Origin of the sequence: Nonomuraea sp. AD125B, assembly GCF_041402765.1 — a bacterium.
GTDB classification, from domain to species: domain Bacteria; phylum Actinomycetota; class Actinomycetes; order Streptosporangiales; family Streptosporangiaceae; genus Nonomuraea; species Nonomuraea bangladeshensis.
This window is the reverse complement of the sequence record NZ_JBGLOU010000013.1, coordinates 218,290-236,270: the sequence shown is the minus strand read 5'-3', so window position 1 is coordinate 236,270 and position 17,981 is coordinate 218,290. Positions and strand designations below refer to the sequence as shown.

The window sequence follows — 17,981 nt, the reverse complement described above, 5'->3', positions numbered from 1 at the left end:
GATCTCTCAGCGGTTCTTGTGCCGGCCGCCTCGCCCGGACGGCTCGCTTCGACGGCCAAGTGAGGGGCGTGGGGTGTGGGGTTCGAGTACCGGGTTGTCGGCGGTGCATGGCATGCTGCCTGGCATGGCGGCAACCGATCCAGCACCTGTGACCCTGGTCCTCGGCGATGAGGAACTGCTGGCCGAGCGGGCGGTGAGTGGCGTGGTCGCGGCGGCGCGGGCCGTCGATCCGAGTGCCGAGGTGCACGACCTCGTCGGCGGCAAGGTGACGACGGGGGAGCTGACCCAGCTGACCTCGCCGTCGTTGTTCGGGGATCGGTCGGTGGTGGTGATCCGGAACGCGCAGGATCTGCCCAAGGACGTGATCACGGAGATCGTGACGTACGCCAAGCAGCCGTCCGACGACACTGTGCTCGTGCTGGCGCACCCCGGCGGGGTCAAGGGGAAGGCGCTGGTCGACGGGGTGAAGAAGGCCAAGGCCGCGGTGATCACAATCAGCAAGGTCACCAAGGCGGGCGAGCGCCTGGACTTCATCAAGGGGGAGTTCAAGCGGGTGGGGCGAGGGATCGCGCCGGACGCGGCGCAGGCGCTGCTCGACGCGGTGGGCAATGACCTGCGGGAGCTGGCGGCCGCGTGCAGCCAGCTGGCGTTCGACACCGATGACAAGACGATCGGTACGGCTTCCGTGGCCCGCTACCACAAGGGGCGGGCGGAGGTCAGCGGGTTCAACGTGGCCGACTCGGCCATCGAGGGGCGGCTGGCGGAGGCGCTGGAGCAGCTTCGGTGGGCGCTCGGCACGGGAGTGGCGCCAGTGCTGCTGGTGAGCGCGCTGGCCAACGGGTTGCGTTCGCTGGCCAAGGTCGCCGGGGCGCCGCGCAACGCGCGTGGGGCGCAGCTCGCCGGTCAGCTCGGCATGCCGCCCTGGAAGGTGGACCGGGTGAAGCGGCAGCTCAACGGGTGGGGGCCGGACGGGTTGTCGAGGGCCATCCAGGCGGTGGCCGACGCGGATGAGCAGGTCAAGGGCGGGGGAGCGGATCCGGCGTACGCGCTGGAGCACACAGTGCAGGTCATCGTGGCGAGCCGCACCGGTAGGTGAGCGCGTGGAGCCCCACCGGCAGGTGGCTGGATGGGCCCGCGCCGGTAGGTGAGCGGATGGAGCTGTGCCGGCAGGTGGCTGGGGATGGCGGCGGACCGGCGGGTGAGCGGATGGGGCCGTACCGGCAGGTGGCTGGATGGGCCCGCGCCGGTAGGTGAGCGGATGGAGCTGTGCCGGCAGGTGGCTGGGGATGGCGGCGGACCGGCGGGTGAGCGGATGGGGCCGTACCGGCAGGTGGCTGGATGGGCCCGCGCCGGTAGGTGAGCGGATGGAGCTGTGCCGGCAGGTGGCTGGGGATGGCGGCGCGCCGGCGGGTGAGCGGATGGGGCCGTACCGGCAGGTGGCTGGGGATGGCGGCGGACCGGCGGGTGATTGCAGCGAGCCGCGACCGTAGGTGACCTTCGGTGCTGCTGCCGTCGTTGTCGCTGCTTCTTCCGCCGTTGCCGTTGCCGTTGCCGTTGCCGTTGCCGTCGCTGGCGCTGCTGTAGGTTCTGTGGCCTCGTCGGCTGTGGCTGATGCTGCTGGAGTGTGGGCCGGGCTGGTGGGGAGTTGTTTGCGTGTCCAGGGCGGGGAGCCCCTTTGCGCCGGAGAGGGTAGTCGGCGCAAAGGGGCGGCAGGTGGACAGGCCTCAGGTCAGAGGCGTAGGCCCACCAGGAGCGGGTCGTGGTCGGAGGAGCGGAACGGGTCGGGGGCGTACAGGTAGGGCGGGTTGAACTCGGTGTTGTAGTCCATGAACCGGCCCTCGTCGGCGTTGATGTGCCAGATCGTGGCGCCGGTCACGAGCTTGCGTGCCCCCTTGTCGGCGAGCACGTGGTCGAGCTCGCCGGACAGGCCCTCGAAGACGTAGCTGTAGCGGTCGTCCTTCTTGACGTGCTTCTTGCTCAGGCTGGTGAGCCCGGCGTCCTCGAGGACGTGGATCGGGTCCTCCTCGCCGTAGGCGTTGAGGTCGCCGAGGACGAGCGCGTTCGGCAGCCGCAGGTCGTCGATCAGGGCCAGTACCGCCTGGGCCTGCTTGACGCGCTTGGCGTTGTAGCAGCTCTGCCCGTCGCCCTGGTCAGCATCGGCGCCGCTCGCGGTCTCGTCGCCGTCGGTGCAGCCCTTGGACTTGAAGTGGTTCACCAGCACGGTGAAGGTCTTGCCCTTGCCGTGGGCGGGCCCGAAGGTCTGCGCGAGCGGCGGGCGGTTGAAGATCGGGTCGGCCGAGGACCGGGCCGCGCCGATCGGGGTCACCTTGCCCGGCTTGTAGATCAGTGCGGTCTGGATGAGGTCGGTGCCCGGGTTCGGGTGGGTGATGCCCTTGTAGGTGCCCGCGCCGGCCTTGGCGTTGAGGGCGTCGACCAGGGCGTTCAGCGCCACGTCGCCGTTGCGCTCGACCTCCATCAGGCCGGCCACGTCCGGGTCGAGCGTGGTGATGGTGGCGACCAGCTTGGCGAGCTGGCGGTCCCGCTCGGCGGCGTTGGTCGCGCCACGGGAGCCGAGCGTGGTGAACCAGTTGAGGGTGTTGAGGCTCGCCACCCGTACGTCGCCGCCGACCTTCTCGGGGCGGGCGGGGCGCGGGTTCTCGGCGGTGAAGACGACGGGCTTGGTCGGCTGCACGCGGTAGCGGTCGAAGCCGTAGCTGAGGACGCCGGTCAGGTCCTCGACCTCGTCGCCGAGCCGTACGCTCGCCGCGCCCTCGGTGTGGTACGGCAGCGTCGCCGGGTTCTGCGCGTTGGAGCCGTCGTCCAGCAGGATCGTACGCCGCGCGTCCTTCGCGGCGTCCACGCCCTTGCGGTCGGTCGGCTGCCACAGCCGCTCGTCCTCGGCGAGGGTGATCTCACCGAACCGGCCGAGGTTGTAGACCTCGGAGGCGGCGAGGTCGTCGGGGAAGGTCATGAGCATGTTCTCGTACCGTTCGAAGGTGACGTCCTTGGGGAGCGGCAGCTTCACCTTGACGGGCTTGACCGTGCCGGTGCCGCAGACGTTCACCGACGTGACCGGCGAGAGCTCGGTGAGGCCGTTGAACTCGACGGCCTTGCCGGAGACGAGCACCCGGTCGCCGGGCTTGACCGGCGAGGACGAGAAGGCGAACAGGCCCTCGGAGGTCGCCGGGTCGGCGTCCGGGGTGAGGGACTGCAGGTAGAAGCCGCCGAGCCCGCCGGAGCCCTGGAAGGAGCCGGTGACGACGCCTTCCACCCGTACGTTCTGCCCGGCGAGCGGACTGGTCTCGCCGTTGCCCTGCACCTGGGAGATCGGGTGCGTGGCCGGGGTGTCGCAGGTCTCGGAAGGAGTGGAGGTCGGCGTCACCGTGGGCGTAGCCGTGGGAGTCACTGTGGGGGAGGGGGACGGGTCGGCGCCGCAGGGGGCCGGGGCGGTGGCGGAGTTGCGCGGCGCGGGGGCCGCGGATTCGAAGTCGGCGCCGTTGTCGTCGGTGTCGGCGCAGCCGCCGCTCCTGCGGAAGGCGGCGGTCGCGTTGGTGAGTGCGGGAGCCGGGGCGCCTTCGGAGAAGTTCGCGCTGCCGTACCCGACCAGGTCGGCGAGCAGCGCGAGCTGCTCGTCGGAGCAGGGCGCGGTGGAGCCGTTGCAGGCCAGGCCGGAGGCGGAGCGGACCAGTGCGACCTTGCCCGCGCTGCCGCTCATGTTGATCGAGCCGGTGCTGTCGGGCTGGGGGAGCGCGCCGCTCGGGGTGGTGCCCGCCGCGAGCTGCACCAGGTGGTACTGGCCGGGGGCGAGGGTGCCGGAGAGCGCGGCCGTGTTGGCGGCGAAGTTCCCGGTGCCGGTGGCGCTGGTGTACTGCACCGACCAGCCGTCCAGCGGCACGGGGGCGGCGCTGCGGTTGAACAGCTCCACGTAGTCGTTGGTGAAGGGGGCGCCGGAGTTGCCGCCTCCGCCGTAGACCTGGCTGATGACCACGTTCGCGGGAGCCGCGGACGCGGAGGTTGCGGGCAGGGCGGCGAACGTGGCGGCGAGGGCGCCGGCCGCTAAGAGGATCACCGGGACCCGGGACTTTGCATGCATGTCGGCGAGCGTAAACCGACAAACCACCAGAACCCTATGTAAAGAGTAGACGAGCCGTGAACTTTCGGACGTAAGCCTCGATCAGCCGGCTGGCGCGGCCAGGTCGGCCTCGTGGACGACGCCGTCGCTGATCTCCAGGACCCGGTCCGCGAGCGTGATCAGGCTGGGATCGTGGGTGGCGACCAGCGCCGTGACGCCCTCGCTGCGCACGAGCGCCCGCAGCAGCTCCATGATCTGCCGCCCCGTCTGCGAGTCGAGCTGCCCCGTCGGCTCGTCGGCCACGAGGAGGCGGGGCCGGTTCGCCAGGGACCTGGCGATCGCCACCCGCTGCCGCTGGCCGCCGGACAGCTCGAACGGCCGCTGGTTGGCGTGCTGCTCCAGGCCCACCAGGGCGAGCAGCATCCGGACGCGGGCCTCGCGCTCCTCGACCGGCATCCGGGCCAGCCGCATCGGCACCCCGACGTTCTCGGCCGCCGACAGCACAGGGATCAGCCCGAACGACTGGAACACGAAGCCGACCACGTCCCTGCGCAGCTCCAGCAGCGCGTCCTCGGACATCGCCGTGACGTCCTGGCCGGAGATCAGCACCCGGCCCGCGTCCGGCCGGTCCAGGCCGCCGATCTGGTTGAGCAGGGTGGTCTTGCCGGAGCCGGAGCGGCCGCGTACGGCGACCAGCTCCCCGGGACGCACGACGAACGACACCTCCCGCAGCGCCACGACCTCCTTGGGGCCGCTGCGGTAGACCTTGCGCAGCCCCTCCACCACGACCAACGGTTCATCGCTCATCAGAGGGCTCCTCCCGTGCGGGCCACACGCCGATGTGGTCGCTCTCCAGCTCGAGGCGCACCCGGCGCTCCATGTTCAGGGCGTTCATGAAGTCGCGGGGGAGCTGCAGCCGCCCCACGCGGTCGAGCACGGCGTACTCCTCGGCGACGATCTCGCCCTCGGCGCCCTCGCGGCGCAGCGTCTCGCTGCTGGTACGCCCGTCGCGGATGCCGATCGTCCGGTCCACCTGCCCGGCCACCATGGGATCGTGGGTGACGATGACGACGGTCACGCCGAGCTGCCGGTTCGCGGTGCGCAGCGCGTCGAAGACCTGCCCCGAGGTCTCGCTGTCGAGCTCGCCCGTGGGCTCGTCGGCGAGGATGAGCTGCGGGGAGTTGGCCAGGGCGACGGCGATGGCCACCCGCTGCTGCTCGCCGCCCGACATCTCGGGGATCTTCCGCCCGGCGCAGGAGGCCACGCCGAGCAGCTCCAGCAGCTCCATCGCCCGGCCGCGATCCTTGCGCGGCACGCCGGCGAGCTTCATCGGCAGCTCGACGTTCTCCTTGGCGTTCAGGTAGGGCAGCAGGTTGCGGGCCGTCTGCTGCCAGATGAACCCGACCACCGACCGCCGGTAACGCAGCCGGTCCTTGGGCGTCATGGACAGCAGGTCCATGCCCGCCACCCTGGCCACCCCGGCGGTCGGCACGTCGAGCCCGGACAGCACGTTGAGCAGCGTCGACTTGCCCGATCCCGACGCGCCGACGATGGCGACCAGCTCGCCTTCGTCGATCACCAGGTCGAGTCCCTGCAACGCGACGACCTCGACGCCTTCGGTCTTGTAGATGCGGACGAGGTTGTCGCAGACGATGTGCGCGTCGCCGCCGAAGGCCGCCTTCCCGCGCGTGGCCTTGGCCTCCAGCTCGGACAGGGTGGGATTCATCGTGAGTCCTCCGGCAGGAACGCGTTCATGAGAGGTCTCCCGCGCGCAGCGCGGCGCCGAGGCCGCGCCGCCGGTCGAGCGCGGTGTGCGCGTACGCGCCGAGCACCGCGACCAGGGCCAGCCCGGCCGCCAGAGCGCCCGGCGTGAGCAGATCGGGGGAGTAGCCGCCGACGGGCAGGTCTCCGGCGTACGCGGACAGGTCGACGCCGGGGCCGAGCGCGGCCGGCAGCGCCAGCCCCAGCCCGAACCCGACGAGCGCCGTCACCAGCACCATCGGCAGCACCTCCAGCATGGTGAGCCGCTGCGCCTGCCGGTCCGACAGCCCGAGCGTACGCAGGAACGCCACCGCCCTGGCCCGGTCGGCGGCCCCCACGACCAGAGACAGGATCACCGCCACCAGCGCGTAGAGCGCCAGCGCCGCGGTCACCACGACCAGCGTCGTCAGGACCGCGCCGGTGAGCGGATCGCCCTGGATGGCGGCCAGCGCCCCCTCCTGGGACTCGACGGCGGCCGACGGGACCAGCCGCGCCAGCTCGCCCGGCGCGACGTCGCCCTTGATCAGCAGCGTGTTGACGGCCGGCCGGGTCAACGTGTCCAGGGGCAGGACGAGGAACTTCCCGGTGCGGTAGAAGCCGGGCACCGCGTCGACGGCGCCGGCCACCGTGGCCTTGATCCGCGACTGCCAGCCGACGTCGAGCGTCCCGCGCTCCCGCAGCTCGGGCGAGACCAGCGCGGACGGGCCGCCGGGCAGCTCGGGCAGGTCGATGGGCGCCCCGGCGAGCAGCCGCCGCCACTGGGCGACGTCCACGGCGATGGCCTCGGCGCGTTCGCTGGTGTAGCCGAGCTGCACCCGCGCGGTCTGGGCGGTCACCACCTGTTCGACGCCCGGCGTCGCGCGGATCCTGTCGATCGTCGCGGCCGGGATCTCGATCGTCGAGGTGATCTTGATGGGCGCGCCCACCTGCTGCCAGGACGCCAGCCGCTGCGTACCGGTGATGCCGTCCGAGATCACCGCCGCGAACACCGACACGGACAGCGCGGGCAGCAGGATCAGCACCGGCAGCCCGCCGGCCGCGCGGGCCCGCGCCGCCCTGGTCAGCCCCAGGAACGGCACCGCCGTCCGCCCGCGCGCGGCGAGCCGGACGAGCAGCCGCAGCGGGTACGGGTAGCACCGCACCGTGACCAGCGCCGCCGCCAGCGTCAGCGCGATCGGCACCAGCAGCAGGAACGGATCCAGCCCCGCCTGCGCCGACAGCCCGCGCGCCCGCAGCAGGTAGGCCCCCGTCAGCGCGAGCACCACGACCAGCGCCTCCACCGTGATCCGCCGCGCCGTCGGCCGGGCCGCGGCCACGTCGTCGCGCCGCTCGTGCAGCGGCGTCCGGTGCGCGAGCGCCACCCGCGCCGCCCCGAACCCGACGCCCGCCACCAGCACGAACGCCGGTCCGAGATGCGCGAGCGGCAGCACGGGGCCGGGGACGAGGAAGGCGAGGGCGTACCCGGCCAGCGCGGCGGGGACGACCGCCGCCGCGGTGAGCGCCGCGCCCGTCCCGGCCACCTGCCGCAGCGAGCCGCCACGGGCGCGGGCGAGCGCGAGCGCCCGGTCCAGGCGGTCGGTGAGCAGCCGTACGCCGAGCCCGATCACGCCGAGCGCGACCGCGAGCAGCCCGGCGAGCAGCAGGTACATGACGGTCTGCGCGGTGGCCAGCGCCGCCGTGAAGTCGCCGAGCACCTTGGGCAGCCCGGTCTCCAGCCGGTAGGGGGCGGACGTCGTGGCCTGGAGGGTCAGCACCCGTTCGAGCTCGGCGACCCCCGCCTCGACGCCGGGCACGGCGAGCGCGCTCGCGGCCCGCCCGTTCAGCGGCAGCACCCAGCGGTAGGTCAGGTTGCGGGACTCGCCGCTCAGCGCGGCGAGGCCGGCGTCCGGGATGAGGGTCGTGGTGTGGAGCTCGAAGTCCAGCTTGCCGGGCGGCTGCAGCTTGGTGACGTGCAGGATGTCGTTGTTGTGGGTCCAGTAGCGGTCGGCGGGGTCCTTGGCGCGGAAGACGCCGACGATGCGCACGGCCGCGAAGTCGCTCTCGCCGAGCGTCCGCGTGTCGCCGAGGCGGAGGTTCATCTGGCCGAGGGCCTCCTCGACGACCCCCACCTCGAACAACGGGATCTGCTGCCCCTGGAAGCGCGTGGTGGAGGGCGCGCCGGGCGCGCGGCCCGCCACCCAGTCCACCCGCCGGTCGGCGTCGGACAGCCAGCCCAGGTTGATGTAGGTGTTCCCGCCGGTCCCGGTGACGGGCGTGAGGGTGGTCTTGGCGCTCATGTGCCCGTCGGGGGCGACCAGCGGGCGCAGCGTGGCGGGCAGCAGCGCCCGCAGGCGCCGCTCGCGCTCGGCGAAGGCGGCGGGCTCGTGCAGGTCGTCGCGGGGGGAGCGGGACTCGCCCGCGACGGTCAGGTCCGTACGCACCGCGGGCGCGTCGGTCAGCGCGCGTTGCAGCGCCCGGTCGAAGGCCGCCTGCGTGGCCCGGGGCAGCCCCGAGACCAGCAGGCAGGCGAGCGCGGTCAGCACGAAGAGCACGATCAGCGCGCCCGCGTGCGCCCGGGCCAGCAGCGGGATCCTCACCGGTCCTCCAGGATCTGCCCGCGCCGCAGGCGCCGCGCCAGCCCGGCGACGATGGCGAACAGCACCGCCGCCACCAGCGCCAGCATCAGGCCCGTGGCGCCCCACGGGATCTCCAGCAGCACGCCTGGCGTGACGGCCGACGCCTGCCCGGTCAGCACGATGTGCGGCACCACCAGCGCTCCGACGGCCACGGCGAGCCCCGTACCGGCCACCAGCGACAGCCCGACGACGAACGCCTGCTCGACCGCCAGCAGCCCGAACATCTGCCGCGCGCTCGTGCCGAGCGCCCGCAGCACCGCGAACTCGGCCCGCCGCTCACGCGCCGCGACGGCCGCGTTCACCAGGAAGCCGAGCCCGGCGAACACCAGCGCCGCACCGAAGCCCAGCATCAGCGCCCCCTGGAGCCCGCTCGCCAGCGGGTCGTCGCGCAGCCTCGCCGCGAGCTCGCGCTCGTCGACGACGCTGACGTCCCAGCCGGGCTGCTCGCGCAGCGCGGCGCGGGCGGGGGCGGGGTCGGCGGCGGCCAGCCACCACTCGGTGGCCGGCCTCGGCGGCTGCGCCGCTCCCAGCTCGTACGCCTGCAACGTCCCCCAGTCCACCAGCAGCGCCTGCTGCCCGGCCACGGCCGTCGGCATGCTGTCCACCACGCCCACCACGGTCACCTGGAGCACCCGCCGGTCGATGCTGACCGGTCCGGTCTGCCCGGCGTCCAGCTTGAGCGCGGCGGCGAGGTTCGCGGTGAGCACCACCGGCAACGGCCCGGGGGCGGCGCCGGGCCCGTACACCGCGGCGGCCGGCCGGTCGGCCGCCGTCACCGACAGCGCGGCGGCGGGCACCTCGCGCCCGTCGGCGCTGATCCCGGTCACCTTCACCGTGGCCTCCGCACGGGACGCGCCCGCGATCAGGCCGCGCAGCGTCAGCGGATAGCTGATCTTCCCTGACCGCCCGGCCAGCTCCTTCAGGTCGAGCTCCACCTGGTTGTCACCGGTACGCAGCGGGCCGAGCGGCAGGTCCCGCCACACGCCGAGCGCGTCGGAGAGCACCAGCCTGGCCGGCAGCGCGGCGTCCGCCTCGGCCCGTACGGTCAGCGTGGCCGGCTCGCCGGGCAGCGCCAGCCCGCCCGCCCGACTCCCCGCGAGGGCGCGGGACAACTGCGCGACGCTCTGCTCCGACAGGTCGGCCCGCAGGTGGAACAGCTCGCCGAGCCGGGCCGCGTCCAGGCCGAGCAGCAGCGCGCTCTCGCCGCTGACCTCGCTCTGTCCCCGGAAGGCGGGGGAGTGGGCGGTGACGCCGGGCAGCGCGGTGAACGCCGTGCCGCGGCCGAGCGCGCCCAGCTCCGGCCCGTCGGGCGGCCCGGACAGCCGCAGGTCCGCCCCCGCCTGGTGCCGGGCCTGGTCGAGCTGCGAAGCGCGCCAGGTCGCCGCCGTGGCCAGGGAGACCACGCCGATGGCGATCGCCATGGTCAGCAGCAGCGCCGGCCCCGCGTACGTGAGCGGCCGCCGGCTCACCTGCCAGGCCCCCAGCGCGGGGGCCAGCGTCCGCCGCCGGGCGGTGAGCCGCGCCGCCAGCCTCGACACCCGCGGCACCAGCCGCAGGCCCAGCATGCCGCCGGTGAGCAGGGCCAGCGCGGGCCCGGAGATGATCAGCGGGTCGATGCCGAGCCCGCCGCCGGCCGTCGTGGTGACCGGCGCGCCGTAGCGGCGCAGCTGCCAGATCGCGAGCCCGGCCACCGCCAGCAGCGCGAGGTCCGCGCCCGCCCGCTCGACCAGCCCGCGCCCGCCGCCGCGCCCGCGCGCCGACTGCTCCTCCACGTACGTGCGCCGCGCCCCCGCCAGCGCCGGCAGCGCCAGCAGCACGGCCGCGGCCAGCGCCACCGCCGAGGAGACCAGGAACGTGCCGAGATCGGGAGACGGCGCGAGCCGCACGCCCGTGGACCTGATCCACGGCAGCTCGCCGACCAGCGCCAGCAGCGGCGGGCCGAGGAACGGCGCGACGATCGCGCAGGGCAGCGCCACCAGCAGCGCCTCGCCCCCGGCCAGCGCGGCCAGCCGGCCGGTGCCCGCCCCGCGCGAGCGCAGCAGCGCCACCTCCATGCGCCGGTGCTCGGCCAGCAGCCGGGCGGTGAGCATCAGCGCGTACGCGGCCAGCAACAGCAGCTGCAGCACCGGGATCAGCATCGTCGAGCGCGCCACCAGGGACGCCGTGTCGAGCTGGGTGAGGATCTCGGGCAGCCGCCCCGACGCCACGCAGCTCGGGCAGCCGCCCTCCTTGAGCCGCTCGCCCACCTGGCCGAGCGCCGCCGCCAGCGGGCGCAGCCGCTCGGGCGTGAGCGCGCCGAGGTCGGGCTCGGCCGTCCAGGTGGCGTTGACGCTGGTGGCGAAGCGGGCCAGGAAGGTCCCGCGGGGGATCATCAGCGGACCGTACGTGGTGAAGTCGCCGCGCTCGACGCCCCGCGTGAGCAGCGGCTCGTTCGCCCAGCGCTCGCCCGCGGGGTCGGTGAGCTGGAAGACGCCCACCACGCGCACGGTGACCGGGCGCGGGTCGAGCCGGCCCTTCGTGGTGAACTCGCGGCCCACCTCCAGGCCGGCGGCGGAGGCGGCGGGCAGCGACAGCGCCGCCTCGACGGCCGGGCCGCCGGGCCGCGGCCAGCTCCCCGAGACGAGCCTGGCGTGCCGGTCGAGCCCGTCGTAGCTGCCGAACCTGAGCAGCTCGGGCTGCGGCTCGCCCTCCTGGCCCGGCATCACGTAGGAGTCGGAGCGGAAGCTGGTGCCGATCGCCGGGGCGGCGCCGTAGGCGCGGGTGAGCTCGTCGCGGACCGCGCGGTCGTACCTGGGGAAGGTCTCGGCGGTGACGGGCGCGCTGATGACGGCGGCGGTCTGGCGGAACGAGGCGGTCTCCATCGTCCGGCGGACGCCCGCGTCGGCGATGGAGGAGGCGTACATCGTCAGCGCCACCAGCGTGGTGGTGGCCAGCAGGATCGCCCCGAACGCGGCCAGCAGGAGCAGCGGCTCGCTGAACGCCCGCTTGACGACCAGCGGCCCCCGCATCCGATCCCCCTCTTGTCCGTTGAGTGCACCTTCGGGGAGGGGCCGGACGCAATCAAGGTGATCTTTGGAACGGTGACTCACCCGATACGGCGGTGTGATATCGAAACCGTGACGAAACCGTGGAGAAAACGAGAACGCCGCCCCCTAGGGGAGCGGCGTCCGCAATGACAGGCCCGGCGTGCCGCCGGGCCTTGGCCTTACTTGGCGGCCAGCGCGGCGGCCTGCTTGGCGATGGCCGACTTGCGGTTGGCGGCCTGGTTCTTGTGGATGACGCCCTTGCTGACAGCCTTGTCGAGCTGGCGGGCGGCGGCCTGCTGCAGCGCGGCGGCCTGTGCCGCGTCGCCCTGCTCGGCGGCCTCGCGGAACTTGCGGACGGCCGTCTTCAGAGAGGACTTGACCGCCTTGTTGCGCAGACGAGCCTTCTCGTTCTGCTTGTTGCGCTTGATCTGGGACTTGATGTTCGCCACGAAGAAGCCTCGGTGAAAGTCTGAGTGATGGATGGGGCGCGCGGGCTCGAGAGAGGGCGCGCCACACACGCAGTTGAACAGATTACCAATAACCCAGGCGGCTCCTCAAATCAACAGCCTGGGCGAATGGGCTGTCACGAGTCTACGGCCATCCAGCCGGTCATCGGATACCTCCGAGGGAACCCCCGCCTCCAGGCGGGGGAGGAATCGGACTCTGCGGAGCAGGGCAGGAGCAGGCGATCCGCCGCCAGGCGGACCGCCGTCGAAACGCCGCACGACACCGCACGGTTCGGTATTGTGTTCGACGGTGGCGACAACTAAGCCACCTGCCGAATGATCAGAAACACCCTCGCCGCCGGGCTGGCGGAGAGCTGAAACGCCTGTGGAGCTGGTGTAAGACCTCAAGGGAAGTCCTTCCTGGCGGGCGACCGGCAGTGAAGCAGGAACCCTCACGGGTGACCGTGGGAATCCCCCTCGTTTACGAGGGGGAGGATGTCAAGTACTCCCGCCAGTCCTCCTCGGTGGCGGCGAAGTCCACGTAGAGGGCCGGGCCGAAACGTTGGCGGGGGCCGTGCCCGGTCAGCGCCAGGCGGGCGCCCTCGGCGGCCGCGCCGATGAGCAGGTGCTTGCCCGCCGGCGTCAGGTCCAGGGCCAGCTCGGCCTAGCGGGCGACGTGGCCGCCGTAGAGGGACCGGGCGGGCGTGCCGGAGACGTACGTCATAACGGCGCCCGCGCGGTCAGGCGCAGACCGGGGTACGGCTCGATCTGGGGCGCCGAGGTGGACAGCGGCCCGGTGTAGCGCCGGGCGAGGCGGCCGCCCTCATCGAATGGTCCGGAATGGACGTACACGTCCTTGATTCCCGTCGCCCCCAGCCGCCGTGCCAGCCGCTCGACGTCCGCCTCCCCGCGCCGGCCGTCCACCCACATGTGCCCCAGCCACAGAGCGTCATCTCCCGTGCTCTTCGCCCACGCGGCCGGGGCACCGGTAAACTGGACGCGGAGCGCTGCGGCGAGCAGGCCGGCCAGCGCGACCACGACGACCAAGGCAAGCGCGAGCAGGCGCAGGCCGCGGCGGATGACGGTCCGGACAATCATCCGGGCATGTCACCATAGAAGACTGCCTGACCTCAAATCTGTTGAAACGGACTTCGGTGCGCACTCAGCCTGGCCAGACCGACCCCGCGTTGATCCGCAACTTCTGCATCATCGCGCACATCGACCATGGCAAGTCGACCCTTGCCGACCGGATGCTGCAGATCACCGGGGTGGTCGACGACCGCTCCATGCGCGCCCAATACCTCGACCGGATGGACATCGAGCGCGAGCGCGGCATCACCATCAAGTCGCAGGCGGTCCGCCTGCCGTGGGACGGCCACGTGCTCAACATGATCGACACGCCGGGCCACGTCGACTTCACCTACGAGGTCTCCCGGTCGCTCCAGGCGTGCGAGGGCGCGATCCTGCTGGTCGACGCGGCCCAGGGCATCGAGGCGCAGACGCTGGCCAACCTCTACCTGGCCATGAACGCCGACCTGCACATCATCCCGGTCCTCAACAAGATCGACCTGCCCGCCGCGCAGCCGGAGAAGTTCGCCGAGGAGCTGGCAGGGCTCATCGGCTGCGACCCGTCCGACGTGCTCAGGGTCTCGGGCAAGACCGGCGAGGGCGTACGCGAGCTGCTCGACCACGTCGTGCAGACCATCCCCGCGCCGGTGGGCGTCGCCGACGCCGCCGCGCGGGCGCTGATCTTCGACTCCGTCTACGACACCTACCGCGGCGTGGTCACCTACGTCCGGGTCGTGGACGGCCACCTGGGCAAGCGCGAGCGCATCCTCATGATGTCCACCAGCGCCACCCACGAGACGCTGGAGATCGGCGTCATCTCGCCCGAGCCCAAGCCCGCCGACCTCGGGCTCGGCGTCGGCGAGGTGGGCTACCTCATCACCGGCGTCAAGGACGTCCGCCAGTCGCGGGTCGGCGACACCGTCACCTCGGCCGCCAAGCCCGCCGGCGACATGCTGGCCGGCTACGAGCACCCCAAGCCGATGGTGTTCTCCGGCCTCTATCCGATCGACGGCGACGAATACCCCGAGCTGCGCGAGGCGCTCGACAAGCTCCAGCTCAACGACGCCGCGCTGGTCTACGAGCCCGAGACCTCAGCCGCGCTCGGGTTCGGCTTCCGCGTCGGCTTCCTCGGGCTGCTCCACATGGAGATCGTGCGCGAGCGGCTGGAGCGCGAGTTCGGCCTGTCGCTCATCTCCACCGCGCCCAACGTGATCTACCGGGTCGTCATGGAGGACGGCAAGGAGTTCACGGTCACCAACCCGTCGGAGTTCCCGGCCGGCGGCAAGATCGCGACCGTCCACGAGCCGGTGACCAAGTCCACGATCCTGGCGCCGTCCGAGTTCATCGGCGCGATCATGGAGATCTGCCAGGGGCGGCGCGGCCAGCTCCTCGGCATGGACTACCTGTCGGAGGACCGCGTCGAGATCCGCTACACGCTGCCCCTCGGCGAGATCATCTTCGACTTCTTCGACCAGCTCAAGTCCCGCACCCGCGGCTACGCCTCGCTCGACTACGAGCCGGCCGGCGAGCAGGAGGCCGACCTCGTCAAGGTCGACATCCTGCTCCAGGGCGAGCCGGTCGACGCCTTCAGCGCGATCGTCCACAAGGACAAGGCCTACACCTACGGCGTCGACATGGCCAAGAAGCTGCGCGAGCTGATCCCGAGGCAGCAGTTCGAGGTGCCGATCCAGGCCGCCATCGGGGCCCGGGTGATCGCCCGCGAGAACATCCGGGCCATCCGTAAGGACGTTCTGGCCAAGTGCTACGGCGGTGACATCTCCCGTAAGCGCAAGCTGCTGGAGAAGCAGAAGGAAGGCAAGAAGCGGATGAAGATGGTCGGCCGCGTCGAGGTGCCGCAGGAGGCCTTCGTCGCCGCGCTGTCCACCGAGTCCAGCTCCGACAAGCCGAAAAAGTAGCCGGTCTCAGAGGTTGAGCACCTCGGGCGCGCGGGCGAGGGCTCGCCAGCGCGCCCCCGGGTCGTCGAGCAGGCGGCGCTCGCGCAGGTCCATGAGGCCGCCGACGCCGGTCAGCGCGGCGGCCTGCGCGCCGTCCCGCACCCGCAGGAACTCCTGCCTGACCCGGAACGTCTTCCCCGCGCCCCACTCGAACGCGCACGTCACGTCCACCTCGTCGCCGCCGCGCAGCTCGCGGCGGAAGCGGATGGTGTTCTCCAGGGTGACCGGGCCGATGCCGGCGGCGAGCATCTCGCCGAGCTCGATGCCCGCGGCGCGCAGGCACTCCCAGCGGGCGTGGTCGCCGTACTGGTGGTAGACGGCGTTGTTGAGGTGGCCCTGCGTGTCGAGCTCGTAGCCGCGTACGGCGACGCGTACGGAGAAGGTCACGGCCGGCCCTCCAGCCAGGCGTGCGACTTCGCGGTGAGGTAGCGCAGGCCGTCGTCGCCGAGCTCCACCCACTCACCGCGCGCCCAGCCGCCGGTGGTCTGCGGGGCGAACCCGTGCCGCTGGAACAGCGCGGACGCCTCCTTCTGGGTGAGCCCTCGCCGCCCCCACTCCCTGATGACCCGCGCGGTGCGCTCGTCCTCGCCGGCCTCCTGCTCGTCGCCGAGCGCCCCGGCCAGCTCCTCCAGGCCGCGCGCGATGGTCCGCAGCGCGTTCTGGATCTTCGGAACGTCCATCGATCGCTCCTTCGATCGGTACCGATTGCCTTTCGATGGGTGGGGCTACGCTGGAACCATGGAAGTGGTGCAAACGGCGCGAATGCTCCTATCTCGCGTCACGGCCGACGACCTGGAGGCCGTGCACGAGCTTCACTCCGATCCGCGTACCAGCGTGTACAACCCGGCCGGCCCGTCCCCGGACCTGGAGTCCAGCCGCGCGATGCTGGACCTGTGGCTGGCCGACTGGGCCGAACGCGGCCTCGGCTACTGGGCCGCCCGGCCGCTGACGTCGCCGGACCTCATCGGCGTCGGCGGTCTCCGGCACGCCGTCGTGGACGGCGCCGAGGTGCTCAACCTCTACTACCGATTCCATCCGATGTCCTGGGGCCACGGGTACGCCGTGGAGCTGGTCAGAGCGGCGCTGCGCGTCGGCGGCCCACTAGGGACGGTCGTCGCGGTCATCCGCGACGTCAACACCCGCTCGCTCCGGGTGGCCGAGCGCGCGGGGATGCGCCGGGACCGCGCGATCCCGTACGGGGGCGTGCCCAGCTACGTCTACGTCGCCCTGCCGGCCCGCAGGACGTAGCCCGCCAGCGCCGCCGCCCCCGTCACGGCCTGGGCCGCCAGGTACGGGCCCGGCTGCGGGGGAGCGGTGGACAACGCGAGGAGAGCGGGCAGGCACCCGACGAGAGCCAGGTCGAGCCCGGTGACCGCCCAGAGGACGGGACCAAGGGGGACCGGACCCGCGCCCGTGTCGATGACGGGCAGCGAATGATCGACCGGCCGCCGCCGCACCACCCGCAACGCCCCAGCCGCCAACCCCGGCGCCGCCAACACCCCGAACAACACCACCACGGCAACGCCCTCACCGCCCCCGGCGACACTCGCCTCGCGAGCGCCCGTCCCGGGCCCGTGCCCTGGGGCGCCCGCTCCGGGTACGACGGCGCTCGGTCCGTGCTCTGGGACGCCCGTTCCTGTTCCTGCGGCGCTCGCTTCCGGCCCGGCGGCGTTCGACTGGTGCGCCGGAGCGCCCGCCACCGGGGCAGCGCTGCTCGTCGCCTGGACCACGGCAGGGGCCGGGGACGGCGGCGCGGCCGTCAGAGTGAGGCCCGCGAGGGCGGCCGAGGTCCAGAGGGCCGCGAGCAGGGCGGGCAGCACCGCACGCGCCGCCAGCGTCGATCGGTGGCCGATGCCGAGGAGCCGGGCCAGGGCCGGGTTGGCGGCGTCGCGGCGCGCCCCCGTCGCGGCGGAGGCCGCCACCGCCAGCCCGCCCGCCAGCACCACCACCCCGAGCATGCCGGGCGCGCCGCCCGCCTGCGCCAGGAGGGCCGGCAGCCCGGCCGTGGCCAGCGTGAACGCCAGCCGTCCCGGCCGCCGCGCAAGCCGCCTCCAGTCCTGCCAGGCGGTCGCGAACGCCGCCGGCAGCGCCGGCCACCTCCGCGACCTGAGCCTCCTGCCCCGCCAGTGGTTGTCCTCGGCGATCCAGGTGAGCGCACTGGGATCGACCCCCGTGGCCGCGTCCGCGACGTGCCCGCCCCGCGTGGAGGAGGCGGCGATCTCCCGAGCCGGGATCCGGCCGAACGCCCGCCACGCCTGCCACGCCAGGAGGGCCGAGCCCGCCGCCGCGAGCGAGGCGGCGACGGCCACGGCGGTCAGGGGAGCGCCGCTGGCGATCGCGAGCACCGTACGGGCCTGGCCGCTGACCGCCATCACGGCCACCACCAGGAGCGCGACCATCGCCACGACGAGCCACACCTGCCACGACTGGGACGCGCGCGCCAGCACGGCCAGCGCCATCGCGCCAAGGCTCGCCGACACCCCGAGCACCAGCGCGCCGAGCACCCGCCAGGCGAGCTGGTCGGGCGCGCCCAGCACGGCCACCAGCCCCAGCCCGAGCACCAGCCCCGCCGCCACGGCGACCATCAGCAGCGCCCGCCCGGTACGCCCGAGCACCTGCCTGCGGTCCAGCGGCGACAGCAGCAGCCAGGACGCGTCCGGCGCCGTCATCATCACCGGCCCGGCGGCCCGCGCCAGGGCCAGGAACCCGGCCAGCCCGAGCGCCAGCAGCGCCACCCCCGCCCCCATGCGGGCCGGCTCGACGGCCCCCGCCGCCCCGGCCAGGTCGGTCAGCAGCTCCGACACCGGCTGCCCGGCGACGGCGGCGAACATCAGCAGGCAGAAGAGGGTGACGTACCGGTCGAGCGACGTCGATCGGGTCCGGCTCCGGGCCCGCAGGAACCCGCGCACCGCCCGCACGCCACCCTGCCCCTGCCCCTGACCCACGCCACCGCCCACACTCATGCCGCCACCAGCGCCGACGCCGCCACCAGCGCCAGCACCAGCACCGACGCCGCCGCCCGCGCTCACGCCGTCCCC

General features: G+C 73.1%; 13 protein-coding genes. 3 read left to right on the top strand and 10 right to left on the bottom strand.

Going from position 1 to position 17,981, the window contains the following annotated elements:
* Positions 1-124 precede the first annotated feature (124 nt).
* Positions 125-1,096, top strand: coding sequence for a DNA polymerase III subunit delta (holA, locus tag ACBR40_RS31935; RefSeq protein WP_371251151.1), 972 nt, complete (start codon positions 125-127; stop codon positions 1,094-1,096).
* A gap of 633 nt (positions 1,097-1,729) precedes the next feature.
* Here the strand turns inward: holA and ACBR40_RS31930 are convergent.
* The 7 genes from ACBR40_RS31930 to ACBR40_RS31900 form a co-directional block, all read right to left on the bottom strand.
* Positions 1,730-4,093 carry an ExeM/NucH family extracellular endonuclease gene (locus ACBR40_RS31930; protein ID WP_371251150.1) on the bottom strand — a complete coding sequence of 788 codons (2,364 nt, stop codon included), beginning with the start codon at positions 4,091-4,093 and terminating at the stop codon, positions 1,730-1,732.
* A gap of 81 nt (positions 4,094-4,174) precedes the next feature.
* Complete coding sequence (locus ACBR40_RS31925; protein ID WP_329582946.1) at positions 4,175-4,879, bottom strand: ABC transporter ATP-binding protein; 705 nt, start codon at positions 4,877-4,879, stop codon at positions 4,175-4,177.
* Complete coding sequence (locus ACBR40_RS31920; RefSeq protein WP_371251149.1) at positions 4,869-5,798, bottom strand: ABC transporter ATP-binding protein; 930 nt, start codon at positions 5,796-5,798, stop codon at positions 4,869-4,871. The genes ACBR40_RS31925 and ACBR40_RS31920 overlap by 11 nt, the downstream gene beginning before the upstream one ends.
* A gap of 25 nt (positions 5,799-5,823) precedes the next feature.
* Entirely contained in the window at positions 5,824-8,409 is a 2,586-nt protein-coding gene (locus ACBR40_RS31915; protein ID WP_371251148.1) for an FtsX-like permease family protein, read from the bottom strand.
* Entirely contained in the window at positions 8,406-11,456 is a 3,051-nt protein-coding gene (locus tag ACBR40_RS31910) for an FtsX-like permease family protein (protein WP_371251147.1), read from the bottom strand. Before ACBR40_RS31910 ends, ACBR40_RS31915 begins: the two co-directional genes overlap by 4 nt.
* 197 nt (positions 11,457-11,653) lie before the next feature.
* A complete protein-coding gene (gene rpsT, locus ACBR40_RS31905) occupies positions 11,654-11,923 on the bottom strand; it encodes a 30S ribosomal protein S20 (RefSeq protein WP_344204897.1) in 270 nt (89 codons plus the stop codon).
* 717 nt (positions 11,924-12,640) lie between these two features.
* Positions 12,641-13,018 (bottom strand): hypothetical protein, encoded by a 378-nt coding sequence (locus ACBR40_RS31900; protein WP_344204896.1) that lies wholly within the window; start codon positions 13,016-13,018, stop codon positions 12,641-12,643.
* 56 nt (positions 13,019-13,074) lie between these two features.
* On the opposite strand from ACBR40_RS31900, the gene lepA reads away from it, so the two are divergent.
* Positions 13,075-14,904, top strand: coding sequence for a translation elongation factor 4 (gene lepA / locus ACBR40_RS31895; RefSeq protein ID WP_344204895.1), 1,830 nt, complete (start codon positions 13,075-13,077; stop codon positions 14,902-14,904).
* Between the two features lie 6 nt (positions 14,905-14,910).
* Here lepA and ACBR40_RS31890 read toward each other — a convergent pair whose 3' ends face one another.
* A complete protein-coding gene (locus tag ACBR40_RS31890; RefSeq protein WP_344204894.1) occupies positions 14,911-15,330 on the bottom strand; it encodes a thioesterase family protein in 420 nt (139 codons plus the stop codon).
* The gene (locus tag ACBR40_RS31885; RefSeq protein WP_329582922.1) at positions 15,327-15,623 is read right to left on the bottom strand and encodes a hypothetical protein; all 297 of its coding nucleotides are present in this window, start codon (positions 15,621-15,623) and stop codon (positions 15,327-15,329) included. The genes ACBR40_RS31890 and ACBR40_RS31885 overlap by 4 nt, the downstream gene beginning before the upstream one ends.
* A gap of 58 nt (positions 15,624-15,681) precedes the next feature.
* On the opposite strand from ACBR40_RS31885, the gene ACBR40_RS31880 reads away from it, so the two are divergent.
* Positions 15,682-16,191, top strand: a complete 510-nt coding sequence (locus ACBR40_RS31880; RefSeq protein ID WP_371251146.1) for a GNAT family N-acetyltransferase — start codon at positions 15,682-15,684, stop codon at positions 16,189-16,191.
* Here the strand turns inward: ACBR40_RS31880 and ACBR40_RS31875 are convergent.
* On the bottom strand, positions 16,161-17,906 hold the full coding sequence (locus ACBR40_RS31875) for a DUF6297 family protein (protein ID WP_371251145.1): 1,746 nt from the start codon (positions 17,904-17,906) through the stop codon (positions 16,161-16,163). The genes ACBR40_RS31880 and ACBR40_RS31875 overlap by 31 nt on opposite strands.
* Between the last annotated feature and the right edge of the window lie 75 nt (positions 17,907-17,981).

Bases quoted from the DNA above. Each gene is read 5' to 3' on its own strand.
- holA (WP_371251151.1), top strand. From the start codon at position 125: ATGGCGGCAACCGATCCAGCACCTGTGACCCTGGTCCTCGGCGATGAG.
- ACBR40_RS31930 (WP_371251150.1), bottom strand. From the start codon at position 4,093: ATGCATGCAAAGTCCCGGGTCCCGGTGATCCTCTTAGCGGCCGGCGCC.
- ACBR40_RS31925 (WP_329582946.1), bottom strand. From the start codon at position 4,879: ATGAGCGATGAACCGTTGGTCGTGGTGGAGGGGCTGCGCAAGGTCTAC.
- ACBR40_RS31920 (WP_371251149.1), bottom strand. From the start codon at position 5,798: ATGAATCCCACCCTGTCCGAGCTGGAGGCCAAGGCCACGCGCGGGAAG.
- ACBR40_RS31910 (WP_371251147.1), bottom strand. From the start codon at position 11,456: ATGCGGGGGCCGCTGGTCGTCAAGCGGGCGTTCAGCGAGCCGCTGCTC.
- ACBR40_RS31900 (WP_344204896.1), bottom strand. From the start codon at position 13,018: ATGATTGTCCGGACCGTCATCCGCCGCGGCCTGCGCCTGCTCGCGCTT.
- ACBR40_RS31885 (WP_329582922.1), bottom strand. From the start codon at position 15,623: ATGGACGTTCCGAAGATCCAGAACGCGCTGCGGACCATCGCGCGCGGC.
- ACBR40_RS31880 (WP_371251146.1), top strand. From the start codon at position 15,682: ATGGAAGTGGTGCAAACGGCGCGAATGCTCCTATCTCGCGTCACGGCC.
- ACBR40_RS31875 (WP_371251145.1), bottom strand. From the start codon at position 17,906: ATGAGTGTGGGCGGTGGCGTGGGTCAGGGGCAGGGGCAGGGTGGCGTG.